At 65.5% G+C, this 811-nt stretch carries 1 protein-coding gene; it reads left to right on the top strand.

The window, feature by feature from the left end:
* The first annotated feature begins 52 nt into the window (after positions 1-52).
* Positions 53-757, top strand: coding sequence for an IS6 family transposase (locus AB4099_RS35205; RefSeq protein WP_441481507.1), 705 nt, complete (start codon positions 53-55; stop codon positions 755-757).
* The last annotated feature ends 54 nt before the right edge of the window (positions 758-811 follow it).

The raw sequence follows: 811 nt of genomic DNA, 5'->3' as shown, positions 1-811 counted from the left end.
GGCGTTGTCACGTTAACTCCGGCATGGCGGCAAGCCGTGTAGGTGGGCGTGCATGACCCTGCCGACCATCAGCTACAAGCGCCATCGGTTCCCTCCGGCGATCATCGCGCATGCGGTGTGGCTGTATTTTCGCTTTCCCTTGAGCCTTCGCCTGGTGGAGGAGATGCTTCTGGAGCGCGGCATCGCCGTCTCCTACGAGACGGTGCGGCGCTGGGCCTTGAAGTTCGGGCGGGATTACGCCCGCCGGCTCCGGCGGAAGAACCCGGGTCGGCGCGACATCTGGCATCTCGACGAGGTCGTCGTCACCATCGCCGGAAAGAAGCATTGGCTTTGGCGGGCGGTCGATCAGGACGGCTATACCCTGGATGAGATCGTCCAGACCCGGCGTGACACCAAGGCAGCGCGGCGACTGCTGATACGCCTTCTTCAGAAGCAGGGCTGTGCGCCCCGGCGGATGATCACCGACAAGCTCAGCTCCTATGCCGCCGCCCGGCGCCAGATCATGCCGACGATCGAGCATCGCGCGCACAAGGGCCTCAACAACCGCGCCGAGAACTCACACCTGCCGCTCCGAAAGCGCGAGCGGACGATGCAAGGCTTTCGATCCCCGGGAGGCCTGCAACGCTTCGTTGCGATCTTCTCCGCCGTCCGCAACCTGTTCGTCCCGTCCCGGTCCCGTCGCTCCGCCCTCGCCACCCATCTGCATCGTCTGCGCGCCATGGCGCACTGGAAAGCCGTGGCCGGCCTCGCAGCGTGAGCCCGTCACCCGGTTGAGTTCGCTTCGGTCGTCCGCGATTAACGTGACAACGCG

Origin of the sequence: Allobosea sp. 2KB_26 (assembly GCF_052115715.1) — a bacterium.
Classification (GTDB): Bacteria; Pseudomonadota; Alphaproteobacteria; order Rhizobiales; family Beijerinckiaceae; genus Allobosea.
The sequence above is the reverse complement of the archived record's forward strand: the minus strand, read 5'-3'. Positions and strand labels throughout refer to the sequence as shown.